The organism is Salegentibacter echinorum, assembly GCF_900129445.1.
In the GTDB taxonomy this organism is placed as follows: Bacteria; Bacteroidota; Bacteroidia; order Flavobacteriales; family Flavobacteriaceae; genus Salegentibacter; species Salegentibacter echinorum.
Genome location: NZ_FQVT01000001.1, coordinates 635,257 through 652,449 on the forward strand (window position 1 = coordinate 635,257; position 17,193 = coordinate 652,449).

Here is a 17,193-nt window from a genome sequence, read left to right on the forward strand (position 1 = left end):
TATTTTTTTAGTTCGGCCAATTATTGAAAAGCTCATCTAAATGAATCTCTGTTGAATTACTATATTTAGATTTAATATTATCCCTCCATTGGTGCCAGGATTTGGCACCCACCAAAGCGTCTTCTAATTGTTTTAAAGTATAATTTTCTACTCTATCTATTGGATAAGAAGAAGAACTATATTCAGCTCTTTGGTTGAAATCATCAATCATATCATACCCCCCAGAAGTGTAATGATTTTCGTCAGTTATCCTTACTCTTTGATAATTATTCAAATTGAATCCATTATCTTGAGTAAAATATGCATAAGCCGGATTACCTGCATCATCTCTATAACGTTTAAGAGCAAATATAATTTCAACCGTCTTAGCCCAAGTTTCCAAAAGCCTTCTGTTATTATTTTTTACTGCTCCACCTTGCCAAGGTATAATATATGCATCTCTTACAATATTATCATAAGAACCCCTATCGACTATAGAGTGTGCTGCATGTGCCAATTCATGTACAGTTGTACCATAAATCCTATCAGAGGATCTGCTCCAGGCTTTAATATGAATTTGGGCGGCAATTCCAAGTGAAAGATCATTTTTGATATGTGAATAAGATGAACCTGTGCTACCCCCATTAATTTCCCTTGCAGCGATCTTCATTTGTCTTCCGGTAAAAAAATTAGTAGGAGGCGAGGTTAGCCCAAAGCGATTCCCATAATAATAATCATAAGCTCCAAGATGAATCATTCCATGATATTCATCATCACCGCCTTTAATATCGTGATCCCAACGGCTGTTTCTTTTTGGACCCCGGGTTTCTGCTTGAAAAAGGGAGCCGTTCCTTATACTGTATTCATAACGTTCCCATTGAATTATATAACGTTTTTTTCCCCTTAGCCTGTCAAAACTAAAATAACCATCACTATTGGTAATCTCATTGCCAATGGTAAAGGTGTCACGAAGTAATACCTGTGCACCCTCTAAAGGTACATAACTGCCCTGCGTTTTTGTTTCCTTATACTTCCAAATAGGTCTTGTGCAAGGTTCGCCATCCAAGGGAATTAAACCGGCAGTATTGTCGTCGCCTCCATATAATGTGCCGCCTCGGTTTCCACAAGGATAAGTTTCGTAACCTATAAGGATTTTGGTTGTTTTGGTAGTAGAACCAATATGATCATCCCAAATACGTAAAGTACCTTCTGGATGCCATTTTGAGCCTATGCCTACGCCCAAAAGTTTGCTTTCAGATTGTGTTTCCCCTTCTTTCTTAAGAATGCCCAAACCATCCAGGCCTTCGTTGCCGGTTTGCTTAAATGCCTGGTTTAAGAGGACATCTACCAAATCGCCAATTTCGTTATTGGAATTACGGTATAAACTGCGGCGTCCTTCCAAACTTTTGTCTTCCTGCGGCAAGTACATTTCTGCCAGTACTTTATGGGGAACACCTTTGGGCAATTTCCTGTCTATAGCTACACTTGTGTAATAGGTTGGGATTTCGCCTTCTTTTAATTTTGCCCTGTTTTTAAACCAGGCTTCCTGGTATTCATAACCCAGGGGATAATCTATTAAAGCCAGGGTACTGTCTTGTTTGAGTAGCCCTTCCTGTTCAAGGGTTTTTGGGGTGAATTGAATATAAAGCATATTAGGGCTTATACTTTTCGTTTTTAGGGCAGCCGCTTTTTTCCCGGCAGCACTTTGCAATTTTCCGCCCTTAACGCGTTTGGTGATACTGTCTAATGCCGTTTGCATATTGGAAATTGTATAAGGGTTTTCTACTTTTCGCCTAAAATTTGAAAAGTTTTCCTCATTTTGAATTTCTTCTGCCGAGGGATCAATAAAATCAAGCTCGTCTTTCTCACAGGAATATAATAGTAAGAATACTAAGCAAAATGTAAAAAGCTTAATAATATTCAAAAATAGGTAATTTTTTCTCATGATTAAGTAGTTTGGGTTAATAAATATTAATTTCCGGAAATTACAAAATAAATGTTAATACATTACAAAAATTGTTAAATTTTAAAAAAAAACATTTTTACCGTAAAAATTGTCGCTTTTACCGCAGGATCGTTGGGATTTAATAAATTTTGAAAATATTGATTCAAAAGTTTAAAGTTTTGGATATAAGACTTTAAAATAAAACTTACTTACGGGAAGAATAAAAAACGTAACGCCACCCTTTACCAGCAAAGCTGTATTCTTCCCCTCCTTTCTCCAAATATGAGAGCCTCGTTTAAAGTCGTAAGTTAAATTTGGATAAAGTTAGCAGCGCGAATCAGCTTGTTGTCTAAACCTGAAAATTTCCTTTTTGTTAAATCATATTTTGCAATAACGTAGCGTAGGAAATTGTTCTAATTGGACTATAATTTATATCTTTATGCTGTACAGAATATCAAACTGCACCAATACGTTCTATTTAAATTGTGAGTTAATCGTGAGTTCAAAAAAATGGAGTTGTGTGAAACCATATAAATACTGGGGGTTTCAGCGTTTTAAATGCGTTCTGCCACCCCGACTTTAACAAGTTATATTTTAACATAATTAAAGGGTAATTATATGGTTTTCATATAGTTACCCTTTTTTTTGCACTCAAAGTTTAACAAATAGTGTTAGATTGGATCAAGAACATTTTTGGATCAAGCCTAAATGTTGTGTTTAAGCAAAAATTGTAGTTAATCTATATAGGAAGAATTCTGCATTTTTGACTCCCCCGATCTGAGCCCTAAAAACTTTTATTTTTGCATTGAAAGATTCTGCTGATGCGTTTGTACTTCTATTTATAAAGTAATTGAGAATGGATCTGTAGTTAATTGTTATGGTGTTGGCGATGGTGTTAAACGCCTTAAACCCTGTATCTTCCACATCTTTGTGCCAATGGGCGAGTTTTGTATAAGTCACTTCTTTTGATTTTGCTTTGTTGAATATATCTCTAAGCCTTTGCGTAAGGTTGAAGGCTAGCTTAATATCTGGATATTGCTCGAAGAATATTTTGCTTCGCTGGTATTGATTCTCTGTCCAATTAGAAGGGGTTTTATAGAGCAGGTAGCGGCTACGAGCTAGTAATGTTTTTTGGTATCTCTATTGGAAAAGATTTCTAGACTTGATCCGCAACGCTTCCGTTTTTCTAAAAATAAAAAAACCACGCTTAAAAAAAGCGTGGTTTCCTAACTGTCGTGATCGCGCCAGGATTCGAACCTGGGACCGCCTGCTTAGAAGGCAGGTGCTCTATCCAGCTGAGCTACGCGACCGTTTTTGCGGTTGCAAATATAAACCTCTTTTGAAATAAAACAATCTTTTTTTTATCTAAAAAAAAATATTTTTTAAATTTTATTGATTTTCAGTAATTTACATTTTTAACATATTTGGAATTTTAAAAGATATTCTCAATTATATCCTTAATTTTGTGCCGCGAAATTTTAATACATTGCACGTAAAAAATTTAAGCTGCCTCCATTTGTACACATGAATTATAAATAGCAAAGTCAACTTAAAAAAACTAAGGCAATTTACTACAGGATCTAACTGTTTATGGAATATAAATTCACCATTATCGTTCCGGTTTATAATGAGATTGAAAGTTTACCAAGACTTTTTAAATATCTTGGAGATTATTTGAAAAAAGCATCAAAAAAAAGCTGTGTTTTGCTGGTTGACGATGGCTCAAGTGATGGTAGTGCTAATGAAATTGAAAAATTTTGCCTGGATACGCCCGATTTTAAATGCCTTATTTTCGATAAAAACTACGGAAAAGGCGCAGCTTTAAAAGCCGCTTTCGATCACACTGAAACTCCACTTTTAGGCTATTTGGATGCCGATTTGCAAACCCATCCGGAAGATTTTGAACTTCTTTTTCCTTACATTCAGGAATTTGGATTGGTGACTGGATGGAGAAAAAACAGGAAAGATACCCTGGTAAAAAGAATATCTTCTAAAACCGGGAATGCAGTGCGGATATTTTTTACAAAGGATAATATTCACGATACCGGCTGTCCACTTAAAATATTATATACAGAAGACGCCAAAAGGATACCGTTATTTAAAGGTTTGCAACGTTTTTTGCCGGCTATGATCCTGCTGCAGGATAAACCTATTAAAGAAGTGGTCATAAACCACTATCCCCGCGAAGCTGGGACTTCAAAATATAACTTTAAGAATAGGTTTTTAGGCCCCCTGGTAGATTGTTTTGCCTATGTTTGGATTAAAAAATCTTATATCGATTATAATCTAAAAGCAAAGCATGGATAACGACTGGATAATTTATGTGATTGGGTTTGCCGCGCAAATCCTGTTCTCATCACGAATGATTATGCAGTGGGTGTTATCTGAAAAGCAAAAAAAGGTGCTTACGCCGGTATTGTTCTGGGAACTTAGTTTGCTTGCTTCCATCCTGCTATTTATTTATGGTTACTTTAGAAATGATTTTGCCATAATGCTGGGGCAAAGTCTAACCTATTTTATTTATATTAGAAATCTTTATTTTCAAGGTCAATGGCAAAAAATATCTGGTTTTTTTAGGGCTATCCTCCTGGCTTTTCCCGTTTTGATCGTGGTGTACAGCAATTTTGATAACGTATCTAATTTACAACAGATATTTGATAACGAAGATATTCCCTTATGGCTAATGGTATTGGGAAGTATCGCTCAACTGGTATTTACCTTACGTTTTGTTTACCAGTGGCTATATTCAGAAAAAAGAAAAAAATCTTCCCTGCCACTTGGGTTTTGGTGGCTAAGTCTTGCCGGGGCTTGCCTGGTTTTAATATATGCAATTTTTAGAAGAGACCCGGTTTTGCTAATAGGGCATTTGTTCGGCGCATTAATGTACAGTAGAAATATTATAATTCATTTAAATGAAAACAGAGAATAAATACCTGGCTATTTTAATTTTGGTTGCGCTCGCCGTTTTCTTTGTAAATCTCGATGCCATTTTTATCAATATTATGGAAGCTCGTAATTTTATTACCGCGCGTGAAATGATTACCGATAACAATTGGATCTTTACCACCATGAATGCCGAACCGCGCTACGAAAAACCGCCTTTACCAACCTGGCTCACGGCAATTTCTATGATGATTTTTGGAATGGAAAGCCTCTTTGGATTAAGGTTGCCATCTGCAATAATGGCGCTAATCTTGGTGGTTTTTACTTTTAAATTCCTGCTGAAGATTAGTAAAAATCTACAACTTTCTTTCCTTGCCGGTCTTATTGCCACGACTTCGTTCTATATACTTTTTTCCGGTAGGGACGGGCAGTGGGATATTTATACACATAGTTTTATGATGCTGGCAATTTATTGTCTGTATCAACTGTTTAATCAAAAATCAAATTGGTACCTGTATGCTAGTCTTTCGGGGTTTTTTATGGCTTGTTCTTTCTTGAGTAAGGGGCCGGTTTCACTTTATGCCTTGTTTTTGCCGTTTTTAATTGCTTATGGTGTTATCTATAAATTTAAAGGAACGGGATCCCGCTGGAAGGCAATAGCACTAATTCTATTAATAGCAGTGGTTGGTGGGGGCTGGTGGAACCTATATGTTTATTTGTTCGATACCCACGCGGTAACCGAAATAACCACACAGGAGACGGGTCGCTGGTTAAATTATAATGTACGTCCATTTTATTATTACTGGAGCTTTTTTGTGCAAAGTGGTTTGTGGACTATTCCATCTTTTGTCGCCTTGCTTTATCCCTATTTAAAAGATCGCGTGAGCAATAAAAAAGCCTATAAATTTACGATTTTATGGACGCTGGCTTCGGTGTTATTGCTCTCTGTAATCCCTGAAAAAAAATCTCGGTACCTATTACCCGTGCTTATTCCTATGGCTATGAACACCGCTTTTTATATAGAATATCTCTTTATTTATTTTAAAAGCTTGAAGCTGAAGGAAAGTGTTATCGTATATTTTAATTTCGGACTTATCGCTTTTATTGGCTGTGTTTTTCCTATTGCCGGCTATTTTTACTTTAAAGATATGCTGAATGATATTTTGATTTGGTACATCCTGTCTTCGATTTCTCTTTTTGGTATAGGTTTTCTGATGTTTAGAAACTTAAAATTGAAAAGAATTAGAGTAGTTTTTTATTTAAGTATTGCGTTTTTGGTGAGCGTTATCTGGTTTGGTCTGCCTATGGCCAAAAAGATAAATGTAAACCCTAACTATAGTAGTATTGTGAAGGTAGATCAATACCTAAAGAAATATGATGCACCGCTTTTTGAATTCCAGGCTTTTACACCAGAAATGATCTGGGAGTATGGTAAGCCAATTCCCGTATTGGCACCTAATGAAAAGCTTAAAAAACCAGGTTTAGACCAATTTTTGTTATTAAGCGATAAACCTTATGCCGATAGTTTACAGAACAGTTTTAATACGTATAAAATTAAAAAAATAGACAGTGTGAATATGAATCCCGTAGGAACAAAACATAAAGACCGATTATACAGGGATCTTTATTTACTCGATAAAAAGGATTAAAAACAGCTATCGGGATGCATCGACAACAAAATTAACTTCTAGGATAACACCTGGATGACTTGGCCAGGGACAGTTTGTTTTTTCAAATTATACTTGAAAAAATGTGATTTTTCAAAGTTGTTTATTTTTTAAAAGCGCTAAAGTTTGAGTAACTTTATAACCTCTTAAAACCAATCAAAATGTTAGATTATCCAATAAAGTTTAGCCCTATTTTAAAGGAAAAAATATGGGGAGGAAATAAACTAAAAACTGTACTTAATAAAAATACCAATAGGGAAGGACTTGGCGAAAGCTGGGAGATTTCTGGAGTAAAAGATGATATTTCTTCAGTAGCGAATGGTGCTTTAAAAGGTTTCAGTTTAAAAGAACTCATCGAAGAATATAAAGGAGAATTTGTAGGAAAAAAGATCTTTGAACAATTTGGCTTAGAATTTCCTTTACTTATTAAATTCATTGATGCCAATACCGAGCTTTCGGTGCAGTTGCATCCCAATGATGAACTGGCCCGCCAGCGACATAATTCTTTTGGAAAAACCGAAATGTGGTATGTTATGCAAGCCGATAAGGGTGCTAAACTCAATATTGGTTTTAAGGAGAGTATCTCTAAGGACGATTATCTCACACATTTAGAGGAAGGCAAAATTACAGAGCTTTTAAATTTTGAAGAAGTAAAGAAAGGAGATAGCTTTTTTATTCATACTGGAAAAGTTCACGCTATTTGCGCCGGGGTACTTTTAGCAGAAATTCAGCAAACTTCAGATATAACCTATAGGATCTACGATTGGGACCGTACCGATTCAGAAGGGAATTCCAGGGAATTACATACAGCACTTGCTATAGATGCTATAGATTTTGAGAAGAAAGACGATTTTAAACTGAATTATGATAAGGTAGCGAACCAGGCTTCCGAAATTGCCAGTTGCCAGTATTTTACCACTAATTTTTTACCATTAAAAGGAGAACTTTCCCGAGACTACAGTGAAATTGATTCTTTTGTGATTTACATGTGTGTAAGTGGAAAAGCTGAAATTAGCGTAAACGGAAATACAGAAAGTATCGAGCAGGGGCAGAGCATTCTCATTCCTGCTAAAAATAATGAAGTAAAGCTTTCTGCTGAAAAATGTGAATTATTAGAGGTTTACATTAAATAAAGAACAAGTGATATCAACAAGGTCTTTTTATTGACCTTGTTGATTATATTTTACGGGATTTGTGTTTTAAAAAAGAAATCTTTTCACTGGTAACCTAAATTGACATAGTTTCAAAAAATTAAGCCTTAATTAGAATAGCTTCTATCTCCTTCAACTCCTGCTGATTGAAGTCTAGGCTCTCAAGACTATTTAAGTTTTCTTCCAGTTGTTCCACCCTACTAATTCCCAGCAATACAGAAGTGATGCGCTGGTCTTTTAGCAACCAGGCTACCGCCATTTGAGCCAAACTTTGACCTCGTGAACCGGCGATCTCATTCAATTGTTGAACTTTCCCAATTTTTTCTGAAGTAATTTGCGCTTCGTCTAAATAACTACTTTCCTTCGAGGCCCTACTATCTTTTGGAATGCCCTGTAAGTATTTATCGGTTAAAATTCCCTGTTCCAAAGGCGAGAATGCAATACTTCCTATACCTTCACGTTCCAGAGTGTTTAACAATCCTTTTTCCACCCAGCGGTCTAACATATTATAGCGAGGTTGATGGATTAGAAATGGCGTTCTTTGTTGCTTTAAAATTTCAGCGGCTTGTGCGGTTTCCTTAGATGAGTACTGGGAAATCCCAACATAAAGAGCTTTTCCCTGTCTTACAATTTGGTCTAAAGCTCCCATGGTTTCTTCTAAAGGAGTGTCGGGATCTGGGCGGTGATGGTAAAAAATATCAACATATTCCAGTCCCATTCTTTGAAGCGATTGGTCTAAACTGGAAATAAGGTATTTTCTGGAACCAAAATTTCCATAGGGGCCAGGCCACATATCCCAACCGGCTTTAGTAGAAATAATCAATTCGTCCCTGTATTTCTTAAAATCTTCAGCAAAAATTTTACCGAAATTCGATTCGGCGGCGCCATAGGGAGGTCCGTAATTATTGGCCAGATCAAAATGTGTAATTCCGCTATCGAATGCTGTGCGCAAAATTTTCCTACCTGTCTCTAAATCGTCGTGATCACCAAAGTTGTGCCACAAACCAAGAGAGAGTAGGGGTAGTTTAATTCCGCTTTTTCCGCACCGGCGGTATTTCATTTTTTCATAGCGATTTTCAGCAGCTGTATAAGGTTTCATGATATTTCTTTTTGTGATGTAGTATTAGAAAATTTAATCGCGGGACGATAGCCAGGAGTATGATTACCAATGGATTGTCCCGAAATAAAAGGATTTTATAGGAATCATGCCTCGTACCCTTGGGTCGAGGTTGTTGTTTTTAACCTGTATTATTCATAGATTTCAATGATTTTAACTTAACAAAGCAGTAGTACAGTAAGTTCAATGATTTAATTCACGCCGGGTTAAGTTAATAAAATCATTTAAACGAACAACTTAAGTAATGGCTCAATTCGATAAATTTTATTCAATATTCATATAAGAAGATTGAGTTATGCACTTAACTTATGTTTTTCTGAAATGTGATTTCGGTTACCTAAAAGGTCTGCCAGATCTGGTAGGTATATGCTTGTTTTTAAACCTACAAGGTTTTCTAAACCTTGCAGGAGCGTTCGATAGTTCAATAAAAAGAAAACTTCAAGCTCTTGCTTAGCGTTGCTATAAGATGCTTGAAGTTTAAAAATAGTTTATTCCGTCTGTCGTCTGCCTTAAAGCCTCTAATTTAAAGTGCTCCCAGGGCAATTTCGATCATTCTGCTAAAACTTTGTTCCCTATCCTTAGAAGGTAGTTTTTCGCCGGTAACAAGTGAATCTGATATGGTAAGTATAGATAGTGCTTGCACCTCGTGTTTAGCCGCCACAGTATATAAGCCCGCCGATTCCATTTCTACACATAACACGCCATAATTGGCCCATTTTTTATAGGTATGCTCATCTTCTTCATAAAATACATCGGAAGAAAGTACATTTCCGGCTGTAAACTGAATATTGTTTTCTTCAGCAAACCTTACGGCCTTCATAAACAATTCAAAACTTGCGGTAGGAGCGTAATCGGCATGAAGAAAATTTGCCTTGTTAAATCCTGAATTTGAAGAAGCAGCCATCGCCAGTACAACTTCATTAATTCCCAAGTCCTTACGATAAGAACCGGCAGATCCTACGCGAATCAATTTTTTTGCGCCATAATCGGTAATCAATTCTGTGCAATAAATTAGGGCAGAAGGAATGCCCATTCCCGTAGCCTGCACCGATACTTTTTTCCCTTTATAGGTGCCGGTATATCCCAGCATACCGCGAACTTCATTATAGCAAACTGCATTATCAAGAAAATTTTCAGCTATCCATTTGGCTCTCACCGGGTCTCCCGGGAGTAAAACATTTTCAGCTATCTCTCCCTTTTTGGCTCCTATGTGTACACTCATCTTATTCTTTGTCTCTATTTATTAAGTTTATTCCAGAGGAAGTTCCCAAACGAGAAACGCCTAAATCTATGTATTGCATTGCAGTTTCACGATCTTTTATTCCGCCGGAAGCTTTTATTTTCATTTGCTCGCCCGCAATTTCTTTCATTAATTTTACGTCTCTAAATGTAGCGCCACCGGTACCAAAACCTGTAGAAGTTTTAATAAAATCGGCTTTTGCGTTTAGTGCAGCTTTTGCGGCAATTTGCGTTTCATCATCGCTTAGAAAACAGGTTTCTAAAATAACCTTTAGAACCTTATCACCTATAGCTTTTTTAATGGCTTCAATTTCTCGCGTAACATAAGCCACTTCCCCGGCTTTTAACATACCAATATTGATCACCATATCAATTTCATCGGCTCCTTTTTTTATGGCGTCTTTTGCTTCAAGTACTTTAGCGTCGGTTGTCATTGCTCCCAGGGGAAAACCAATAACAACTGCTGTTTTTACCACAGTGTTTTTTAAAAAGTCTTTCGCCAGTTCCAAATAACAAGGGTGCACACAAACAGCCGCAAAGTTGTACTCTTTGGCTTCTTTACAAAGAGTCTCGATATCGGCAGGTGTAGCCGTTGGTTTTAATAAAGTATGGTCTATATATTTATTTAATTGCATAGTTGTTTTATGTTTTAAATCCTAATTCAATTATTTAATGAATTATGCAGTTTAAAAAACACGAACTTTTCAATCGTTGCTGTCTTTTAGAGACAAAATTTTCCAACATACAAAAATATGGTTTTTCTTTCTATCTTATTAATGATTAATATCAGCTTTTATTTAATTATTGCGCTAAAATTGCAAGCAGCAAAATATCAAATGATTTTTTAGAAAAAAATAGAGCCTGAAAGATAATTCTAACGGTCTATAGATTTGAATAGTTGATATGTGTGATAGTTATGTCTAAAGTTTTTGGTAAAACAGAATAAGATCTTATTCTACCTTTTTATAGAAGAGTCCGGGGCCATCGCAGGCCCACCAATTGCTTAGCAAAAGGTTTTCGTCATTTTTATAATACAAATATTCTAAAGGTTCATTAGAACAGCTGCCAATAATTGAACTCTCTTTATCGAACGTGAGTTTTAATGATTTTTGTGCTGTGGTATTTTTATATTCGGTTCCAATAACAAAGGTCCCCGTGGCGGTCAATTTCTTTCCGTTTCGTAATCTTGTTTTAGTAAATGTGCTATCACTTTTAAAAATATAGCTTTCTTGCCAACCCATATCATCCCCTGTGGTTTCCGAGCCGCTAAAACTTCCGGTCATCTTAACTAGTTTCCATTCTTGTGGCAATTCTTTTAGCACCAAATCCAGGTTCATATCTTTTTCTTGTGGTTCATTTTCATCATCGGATGAGCAGGAAAGAACAATAAACGACAATAGGAAAAGCAAGCCTAATTTTTTCATAATATTAAATTTATTAAAGAGTTTATCTACCTAATAGATGTAATTTGTTCAAAAAGGTTGCGTAGTCTTTTTGTATTTCCCTTAATTTTCGTCAAATTATTAATTGAGATTCAAAATTTTTCATTTAATGAAACAATCCTTCGAATAATGCTGAGGTCTTCTTATTAAAAAAAGATAGAGAATAAAGCGAAAAGAAATAAGAATTAAGAAAACTGAAAATCCGGCTTTTTTATAGTTAATATTTATCAAAGAACAGTTTTCTTAAAGGTTTTAGCTGAAAATAACCTGATTGGCAAATTCTATTTCTTCTGCTGAAATATTATGCGGTTTATTTTTATAGCGTTTATATTGCACAGAAGCATTCATTTTCTCTAAGATCTCTACAGAGTTTTCAATTCGTTTAGTAGGAATATGTGCATCTGGATCGCCGGAGGTTATCATAATGGGAGTTCCTTGAAAATCTCCGGAATATTTATTGAAATCAAGTTCTTCTCCAATTAGTCCACCGGTAAAAGCAATTACTCCTCCAAATTTTTGTGCGTTTCTTGCCACAAATTCCAGGCTTAAACAAGCACCTTGTGAGAAGCCCGCGAAATAAATATTTTCTGTGGCTACCCCGCTTTCAATAATATCTTCGAGTAATTCTTTTAGAAGTGCTAAGGCCGAAGCAAGTTCTGGTTCATTTTGTTGAACTGGGGTGAGGAATGAATTTGGATACCAGGTAAAGTCAGTAGCCTGCGGAGCGAGGATTGCAAAATCCTGGGTATTTAAATCATTGGCAAGCGATAAGAACTCTTTCGCGCTCCCGCCGCGACCGTGTAGTAAAACCAATACTTTTTTAGCTTCTCTAAGTTCTTTTCCCGCCGTGTGAATTTCTCTTTTATGCATATAGTATGTTAATTCGGTTTTAATTTTTACCTGATTAATAAAGTTCAAAAAAGTCCCGAAAACGGGACTTTTTATTTAGTTAATTTAAATGTTGAATGAATTAGTTATCATCATTATCAACTTTTACTTTTTTCTTTACATCTCCATCAGCATCTTCTTTGATCTTAATCTTTTTGTCGTCGGTTTTTACTTTAACCTTGTCATCTTTAACCTTAACCTTTGCATCATCTTCTTCAGATAATTTTTCAATTTCAGATTTTTTGTCTTCCTCATTGCGACAGGACGCCAAACTAAGACTTAGCGTTAAAAGTATTAAAATTGATTTTAAAGCAATTTTCATAATTCAATTTATTTAGTGTTAGTGGTTAAATGTAGTAAAAAATCTTAATTTTTCTTAGCTAACACTGCTTTTTCCGAAAATTCTACCAAATCTATTTTTGGGGTACCATAAAGCTTAATTTCCGCGCGGTTTTTAGCAGTGAGGCTAAGCTGTTTTAAAACTTCAACTTCTATTTTTGTTTTTCCTTCTGCAACCACTACGGCTTCATTGGCGGTTAGTCTTTTACCCTTAAAATCACTGGAATGCTCGGCTCTTAATTGAAAATTATTTGTTTCACCTTCAATTCTCGCCGAAGCTTTTTCATACATATCTACATTAAAAGATGGGGAATTCACCAGGGCTTTGATTCCACTGGATTTATTGAGTTGAAAATAGGCATTCTCGGCCGTTAGGTTAAGCTCTACAATAGATTTTCCGTTGCTAAAGAGATCAAACCTGGTGGCGGTAATGGTGAGGTACGCCTTAGCTCTATCAGCAAGTTCTACTTTTAGTTCTTCGGTATAAAGTTCGCCTTCAGTTTCCAATTCCACATTTTCGTTTAATATGATCTTTTGGAGATCTTGGGGATAGGTGATTTCAATTTCTTGAGATTTACTGCGACCAATTCTCTTAGTGGGCTTTATATATAGAACCTGGTTTACCACTTCGCCCTGAATGATTCTATGAAGATTATCGTCTGCCTTAACTTTCATTAATGCGGTACTACCTTTTTTGAGTTCAACATCAAAATCTCCCGAAATTTCAATACTATTAAAATCCAGAAGCCTGGTTTTTTCCGTAGTAACTATTCTGCTGCCATTTACTTTTTGTGAACCACAACTAAAAGCCAGGCATATTCCTAAAAGAAGTAATATTTTTTTCATAGTTTCTATTTTTCCATAACAAATATACTAAAAAAGCCTCCGTATGGAGGCCTTGTAAAAAGTTCGCTATTCTTTGATCGACGTAATTCAAAATTTAGCCCTAAATCGTGTTCTGGCGGTTAACCCTCCCTCTCTGGTTATCAAGATGGTTTAACTTTTTTCCTGTACCCTATAATTAAAGCTTGTAAAACCTGGTTTCTAACAAAATATCTAGCATGGGGTACATAAGGCGAGTTAGCATTGATAGATATTCTTTGTACACTTTTTTACATAAAAAGGCTCAGAACATTCTATAAATTCCCTTACCAAAATTTCCGTCTTTTTTATAGGAGGGCCAGGATTAAAAACTACCATAAAGATGTATAAGATTAATTGTATCATAATTCCTGGCTTTTATTATTAAGTGTATCTACTTTTTTGGTTTTAGACTTTTTATCTACGGTGATACCATTCCGGTTTATTTTTATGCTTACATTTTCGTCCCCAGAATTAATATTCGCATTAAAGTCATCTTCTTCGTCCCATTCATCTTCAGTTTCCTCGTCCCAGGTTTCTTCCGCACAGTCTTCACAAATTGCCGAATCTTCAGAAATATTCAGGAATTTTTCGGTATCACCACGGTTTAAAATATTTCCCATATAATTTCCTCGTTGAAAAGTACCGGTGTTTTCCGCAGCAAAAAGAGTAGTTCCTTCCGGTAGGAATAAAGACACTTTCACTTCCTGGTCGCGATATTTATATTTAGCGTTTGAGGTGAAATATGAATCAAGAAATAACTCATTATTGTTTATTTCTGTAGTGTAAAGAATGTTTTTCGCCCTTTCTTTGGCTTCTTTGTAATCTTTACCTTCAGCAGATTTGATTATTTCTATACGGGCCAGGGAGTCTTTGGTTGATTTCACGACTAAATTGATGTCTGTCCCATAAATAATTCGATCTCCATTTTTATTATATTTAATCTTAAAATTACCGCTGCGATAAATGCTGCTGGAATATTCGGGATTATTTCTCATTTTAAGATACAGGGTGTCCTGTGGTTGTACCGGTAGTTTTTGGTTTACAATGTGTTCCCCGTCAAAAGCGCGGTGCGTGGCTTGTTGCACACCAACTATGGCTCCTCCAATTAGGGCGAGCAACCAAAGTCCCACTAAAACCAAAATTAACGGTGTTCCTATAGACTTTAAACGTCCTACAAGAATTTTTAAGCCTAATATAAACAGGAAGAAAAAGGGGATTCCTAGCAATAAGAAAGCGAGCAGCCATAATAGCCACAAAGGGGCACCACTCACCGCCATTTCTACATAATCACTCCAGGGTGCATCTATAATTCCAAAAGTTCCTACGGTAAAAAGACCTATAAAAATGCTAATTAAGGCAGAACCGGCAACTAAGATCAAGAAAATCCCAATTAATTTTACAAAGATTTTTAAGATAAAACTAATTACATCTCCAATGGCAGAGGCGGCTGAACTAGCACCAGATTTTGCCCGGTAACCATATTTTTGATAATCTACATCTTTTACCTTTCCGGTTACATTATCAAAACCTTCCCGAATCTTTTTTTCAATATTACTAATGGTCACTTCTTCCCCTCGCATCGCCAATTTATCTGCTGTGGTTTTAGCTTCCGGGACAAATAACCACAGGGCGATATAAATGAGAATGAAGGCACCACTTGAAAAAATGGTGAGCAAAATCCATAAAATTCGTATCCAAATAAAATCTATTCCCAGGTAATGACCAAGGCCAGAGGAAACTCCGCCAACGTAAGAATGCTCGGTATCTCTAAAAAGTTGTTTTCCTGTGGTTTTACCGGTTTTTTCCTGGGTAGGTTCGTCTTCAAACATTTCTTCATCTACCACATAATCCTCGGGTTGCCCCATAATGGCGATTACTTCTTCAACTTGAAGCATGCCAATAACCTGGCGATCGTCTTTTCTCTTTTCATTAAAAAGTTCAGCGATACGTGCTTCAATATCTGCTATAATTTCTTCTTTTCCCTGCGTATTGGTAAAGGAGCGTTTTATGGCTTCCAGGTAATGTTGAAGCTTAACATAAGCGTCCTCATCTATATGAAAGAATATCCCGGCAAGGTTTATATTTACGGTTTTATTCATGATCGTTCTTTTTTTGATTGGTTACAATATTTACAGCGGTTTGGAGCTCACTCCAGGTTGCGGTAAGTTCTTTTAGAAAGAGCTGCCCGGTATCGGTAAGACCATAATATTTTCTGGGTGGTCCGCTGTTAGACTCTTCCCAGCGATAACTTAAAAGTCCTGCGTTTTTCAACCTGGTAAGTAGCGGGTAGATGGTACCTTCTACTACCAGTAACTTAGCATCTTTAAGTGTTTCAAGGATCTCTGCCACGTAGGCATCTTTATCTCTTAATACCGAAAGAATACAGTACTCCAGTACCCCTTTTCGCATTTGGGCCTTGGTGTTTTCTATCTTCATAGTGTTTGGTTTTGAGGATTGTTAAACTGTTCATTTTTTGATTGATGTTGATGGTTTGAATAATTAGATTTTGATGATTGTTCTCCTATAAAATTGATGCTTAATGGAAAATTGTAATCCTCTCCATTATTGGCTTTAATAGCTGCAGTAATCACTGCAAAAATCTCCAGAATAAATAAAACTAAAAGTAGAAGTGCGAAAACCCCCAGGGTAATCATTATAGAAATTGCATGTTGCCATTCCTGAAATTCAAAAGTGTTTGGGCCAAATGTAAAAGAAGCATCTTCGCCCAATCTAAAGGCTTGAAAAACAATTAGTGCAAAGCCTGTGGCCAGTATAAAAATACTGTATAAAAATAAACTTATTTGGAAGTTTATCGCTTTCCTACCATGGTTATCTATAAAAGCTTTCTCTCGCTTAGTTAGCCAAAGAATTAAAGGAAAAATAAAATTTCCTAAAGGTATAATATACTTGGTAAAAACCGAGAGGTGCAAGATTGTTGCCAGTGTTTTTTCTTCTTTATTTATTTCTGAATTCATCGCTCTAAAATTTTTCTAACTATTCTACAATGCAAATATATGTCTAAAAGAAGGTATTTTGCAAAGCATAGTACTAAGATTTAACATATTTTTATGAAATTAAAATTCAGAAACTATTGATAATTTTGAATACATTTATTACGAAACATCCTGGTACATTACAATTTTGAGGGATTTTCACTTGTAGAATTAAAAATTAGTGAGAAATTGTGTATTTTCTGAAACTTTATAAAAAATAATCCAGCTATGACAATAACTACAAACAAATTGAATAAATATTTAATGCTTAAAATTCCCAGTGCCTGGTTATGTGGGGTGAGAGCAGAAGCCATAGATGAAGATACCTGTAAGGTTTCGGTTAAGCATAAATGGATTAACCAAAATCCTTTTAAAAGTATGTATTTTGCGGTACAGGCGATGGCTGCCGAGCTAAGCACCGGCGCTATAATAATGGGAAAAATACAGAAAACCAATAGAAGCATTTCTATGTTAGTAGCTCAAAATAAAGCACAATTCACCAAAAAAGCGACCGGTAAAATAAGTTTTTATTGTTACGACGGACATTTGATAGATAAAGTTATACAAAAAACCATAGCCACCGGGGAGGGGCAAACTTTTTGGATGAAAGCAACCGGAATAAATAATACCGGCGAACAGGTATCTGTTTTTGAATTTGAATGGACAATTAAATTAAAACCATAAGA

Annotated in this window: 17 protein-coding genes and 1 tRNA gene; 5 read left to right on the plus strand and 13 right to left on the minus strand. The window is 35.8% G+C overall.

Annotation, left to right across the window (positions count from 1 at the left end):
• Positions 1-7: 7 nt before the first annotated feature.
• The 3 genes from BUA71_RS02830 to BUA71_RS02840 all read right to left on the minus strand — a co-directional run bounded on the left by BUA71_RS02830 (position 8) and on the right by BUA71_RS02840 (position 3,234).
• The gene (locus tag BUA71_RS02830; RefSeq protein WP_072876485.1) at positions 8-1,924 is read right to left on the minus strand and encodes a hypothetical protein; all 1,917 of its coding nucleotides are present in this window, start codon (positions 1,922-1,924) and stop codon (positions 8-10) included.
• A gap of 717 nt (positions 1,925-2,641) precedes the next feature.
• Positions 2,642-3,028 (minus strand): transposase, encoded by a 387-nt coding sequence (locus BUA71_RS02835; protein ID WP_072876487.1) that lies wholly within the window; start codon positions 3,026-3,028, stop codon positions 2,642-2,644.
• A gap of 132 nt (positions 3,029-3,160) precedes the next feature.
• Positions 3,161-3,234, minus strand: a tRNA-Arg gene (locus BUA71_RS02840).
• A 280-nt stretch (positions 3,235-3,514) separates the two neighbouring features.
• Here BUA71_RS02840 and BUA71_RS02845 point away from each other — a divergent pair.
• From BUA71_RS02845 to BUA71_RS02860, 4 genes are all read left to right on the plus strand, one after another.
• Complete coding sequence (locus BUA71_RS02845; RefSeq protein ID WP_072876489.1) at positions 3,515-4,231, plus strand: glycosyltransferase family 2 protein; 717 nt, start codon at positions 3,515-3,517, stop codon at positions 4,229-4,231.
• The gene (locus tag BUA71_RS02850; RefSeq protein ID WP_072876491.1) at positions 4,224-4,853 is read left to right on the plus strand and encodes a lipid-A-disaccharide synthase N-terminal domain-containing protein; all 630 of its coding nucleotides are present in this window, start codon (positions 4,224-4,226) and stop codon (positions 4,851-4,853) included. Before BUA71_RS02845 ends, BUA71_RS02850 begins: the two co-directional genes overlap by 8 nt.
• Positions 4,837-6,456, plus strand: a complete 1,620-nt coding sequence (locus BUA71_RS02855; RefSeq protein ID WP_072876493.1) for an ArnT family glycosyltransferase — start codon at positions 4,837-4,839, stop codon at positions 6,454-6,456. The genes BUA71_RS02850 and BUA71_RS02855 overlap by 17 nt, the downstream gene beginning before the upstream one ends.
• Before the next feature lie 179 nt (positions 6,457-6,635).
• Positions 6,636-7,607 (plus strand): type I phosphomannose isomerase catalytic subunit, encoded by a 972-nt coding sequence (locus tag BUA71_RS02860; RefSeq protein ID WP_072876495.1) that lies wholly within the window; start codon positions 6,636-6,638, stop codon positions 7,605-7,607.
• Between the two features lie 118 nt (positions 7,608-7,725).
• Here the strand turns inward: BUA71_RS02860 and mgrA are convergent, their stop codons facing one another.
• The 10 genes from mgrA to BUA71_RS02910 form a co-directional block, all read right to left on the minus strand.
• Positions 7,726-8,724 (minus strand): L-glyceraldehyde 3-phosphate reductase, encoded by a 999-nt coding sequence (gene mgrA / locus BUA71_RS02865; protein ID WP_072876497.1) that lies wholly within the window; start codon positions 8,722-8,724, stop codon positions 7,726-7,728.
• Between the two features lie 541 nt (positions 8,725-9,265).
• Complete coding sequence (deoD, locus tag BUA71_RS02870; RefSeq protein ID WP_072876499.1) at positions 9,266-9,964, minus strand: purine-nucleoside phosphorylase; 699 nt, start codon at positions 9,962-9,964, stop codon at positions 9,266-9,268.
• Between the two features lies 1 nt (position 9,965).
• Positions 9,966-10,616 (minus strand): deoxyribose-phosphate aldolase, encoded by a 651-nt coding sequence (deoC, locus tag BUA71_RS02875; RefSeq protein ID WP_072876501.1) that lies wholly within the window; start codon positions 10,614-10,616, stop codon positions 9,966-9,968.
• Between the two features lie 315 nt (positions 10,617-10,931).
• Positions 10,932-11,405: a hypothetical protein gene (locus BUA71_RS02880; protein ID WP_072876503.1), complete on the minus strand. Its 474-nt coding sequence runs from the start codon at positions 11,403-11,405 to the stop codon at positions 10,932-10,934.
• 270 nt (positions 11,406-11,675) lie between these two features.
• A complete protein-coding gene (locus tag BUA71_RS02885; protein WP_072876866.1) occupies positions 11,676-12,293 on the minus strand; it encodes an alpha/beta hydrolase in 618 nt (205 codons plus the stop codon).
• Between the two features lie 100 nt (positions 12,294-12,393).
• A complete protein-coding gene (locus BUA71_RS02890; RefSeq protein WP_072876505.1) occupies positions 12,394-12,633 on the minus strand; it encodes a hypothetical protein in 240 nt (79 codons plus the stop codon).
• A gap of 44 nt (positions 12,634-12,677) precedes the next feature.
• Complete coding sequence (locus BUA71_RS02895; RefSeq protein ID WP_072876507.1) at positions 12,678-13,496, minus strand: GIN domain-containing protein; 819 nt, start codon at positions 13,494-13,496, stop codon at positions 12,678-12,680.
• A gap of 377 nt (positions 13,497-13,873) precedes the next feature.
• The gene (locus BUA71_RS02900) at positions 13,874-15,613 is read right to left on the minus strand and encodes a PspC domain-containing protein (RefSeq protein WP_072876508.1); all 1,740 of its coding nucleotides are present in this window, start codon (positions 15,611-15,613) and stop codon (positions 13,874-13,876) included.
• Positions 15,606-15,950: a PadR family transcriptional regulator gene (locus BUA71_RS02905; protein WP_072876510.1), complete on the minus strand. Its 345-nt coding sequence runs from the start codon at positions 15,948-15,950 to the stop codon at positions 15,606-15,608. Before BUA71_RS02905 ends, BUA71_RS02900 begins: the two co-directional genes overlap by 8 nt.
• Entirely contained in the window at positions 15,947-16,489 is a 543-nt protein-coding gene (locus BUA71_RS02910) for a DUF4870 domain-containing protein (protein ID WP_072876512.1), read from the minus strand. Before BUA71_RS02910 ends, BUA71_RS02905 begins: the two co-directional genes overlap by 4 nt.
• A 246-nt stretch (positions 16,490-16,735) precedes the next feature.
• On the opposite strand from BUA71_RS02910, the gene BUA71_RS02915 reads away from it, so the two are divergent.
• Positions 16,736-17,191: a DUF4442 domain-containing protein gene (locus BUA71_RS02915; RefSeq protein ID WP_072876514.1), complete on the plus strand. Its 456-nt coding sequence runs from the start codon at positions 16,736-16,738 to the stop codon at positions 17,189-17,191.
• The last annotated feature ends 2 nt before the right edge of the window (positions 17,192-17,193 follow it).

Coding starts and splice junctions, on each gene's coding strand:
- BUA71_RS02830 (WP_072876485.1), bottom strand. CDS start 1,924: ATGAGAAAAAATTACCTATTTTTGAATATTATTAAGCTTTTTACATTT.
- BUA71_RS02845 (WP_072876489.1), top strand. CDS start 3,515: ATGGAATATAAATTCACCATTATCGTTCCGGTTTATAATGAGATTGAA.
- BUA71_RS02850 (WP_072876491.1), top strand. CDS start 4,224: ATGGATAACGACTGGATAATTTATGTGATTGGGTTTGCCGCGCAAATC.
- BUA71_RS02855 (WP_072876493.1), top strand. CDS start 4,837: ATGAAAACAGAGAATAAATACCTGGCTATTTTAATTTTGGTTGCGCTC.
- BUA71_RS02860 (WP_072876495.1), top strand. CDS start 6,636: ATGTTAGATTATCCAATAAAGTTTAGCCCTATTTTAAAGGAAAAAATA.
- mgrA (WP_072876497.1), bottom strand. CDS start 8,724: ATGAAACCTTATACAGCTGCTGAAAATCGCTATGAAAAAATGAAATAC.
- deoD (WP_072876499.1), bottom strand. CDS start 9,964: ATGAGTGTACACATAGGAGCCAAAAAGGGAGAGATAGCTGAAAATGTT.
- deoC (WP_072876501.1), bottom strand. CDS start 10,616: ATGCAATTAAATAAATATATAGACCATACTTTATTAAAACCAACGGCT.
- BUA71_RS02880 (WP_072876503.1), bottom strand. CDS start 11,405: ATGAAAAAATTAGGCTTGCTTTTCCTATTGTCGTTTATTGTTCTTTCC.
- BUA71_RS02885 (WP_072876866.1), bottom strand. CDS start 12,293: ATGCATAAAAGAGAAATTCACACGGCGGGAAAAGAACTTAGAGAAGCT.
- BUA71_RS02890 (WP_072876505.1), bottom strand. CDS start 12,633: ATGAAAATTGCTTTAAAATCAATTTTAATACTTTTAACGCTAAGTCTT.
- BUA71_RS02895 (WP_072876507.1), bottom strand. CDS start 13,496: ATGAAAAAAATATTACTTCTTTTAGGAATATGCCTGGCTTTTAGTTGT.
- BUA71_RS02900 (WP_072876508.1), bottom strand. CDS start 15,613: ATGAATAAAACCGTAAATATAAACCTTGCCGGGATATTCTTTCATATA.
- BUA71_RS02905 (WP_072876510.1), bottom strand. CDS start 15,950: ATGAAGATAGAAAACACCAAGGCCCAAATGCGAAAAGGGGTACTGGAG.
- BUA71_RS02910 (WP_072876512.1), bottom strand. CDS start 16,489: ATGAATTCAGAAATAAATAAAGAAGAAAAAACACTGGCAACAATCTTG.
- BUA71_RS02915 (WP_072876514.1), top strand. CDS start 16,736: ATGACAATAACTACAAACAAATTGAATAAATATTTAATGCTTAAAATT.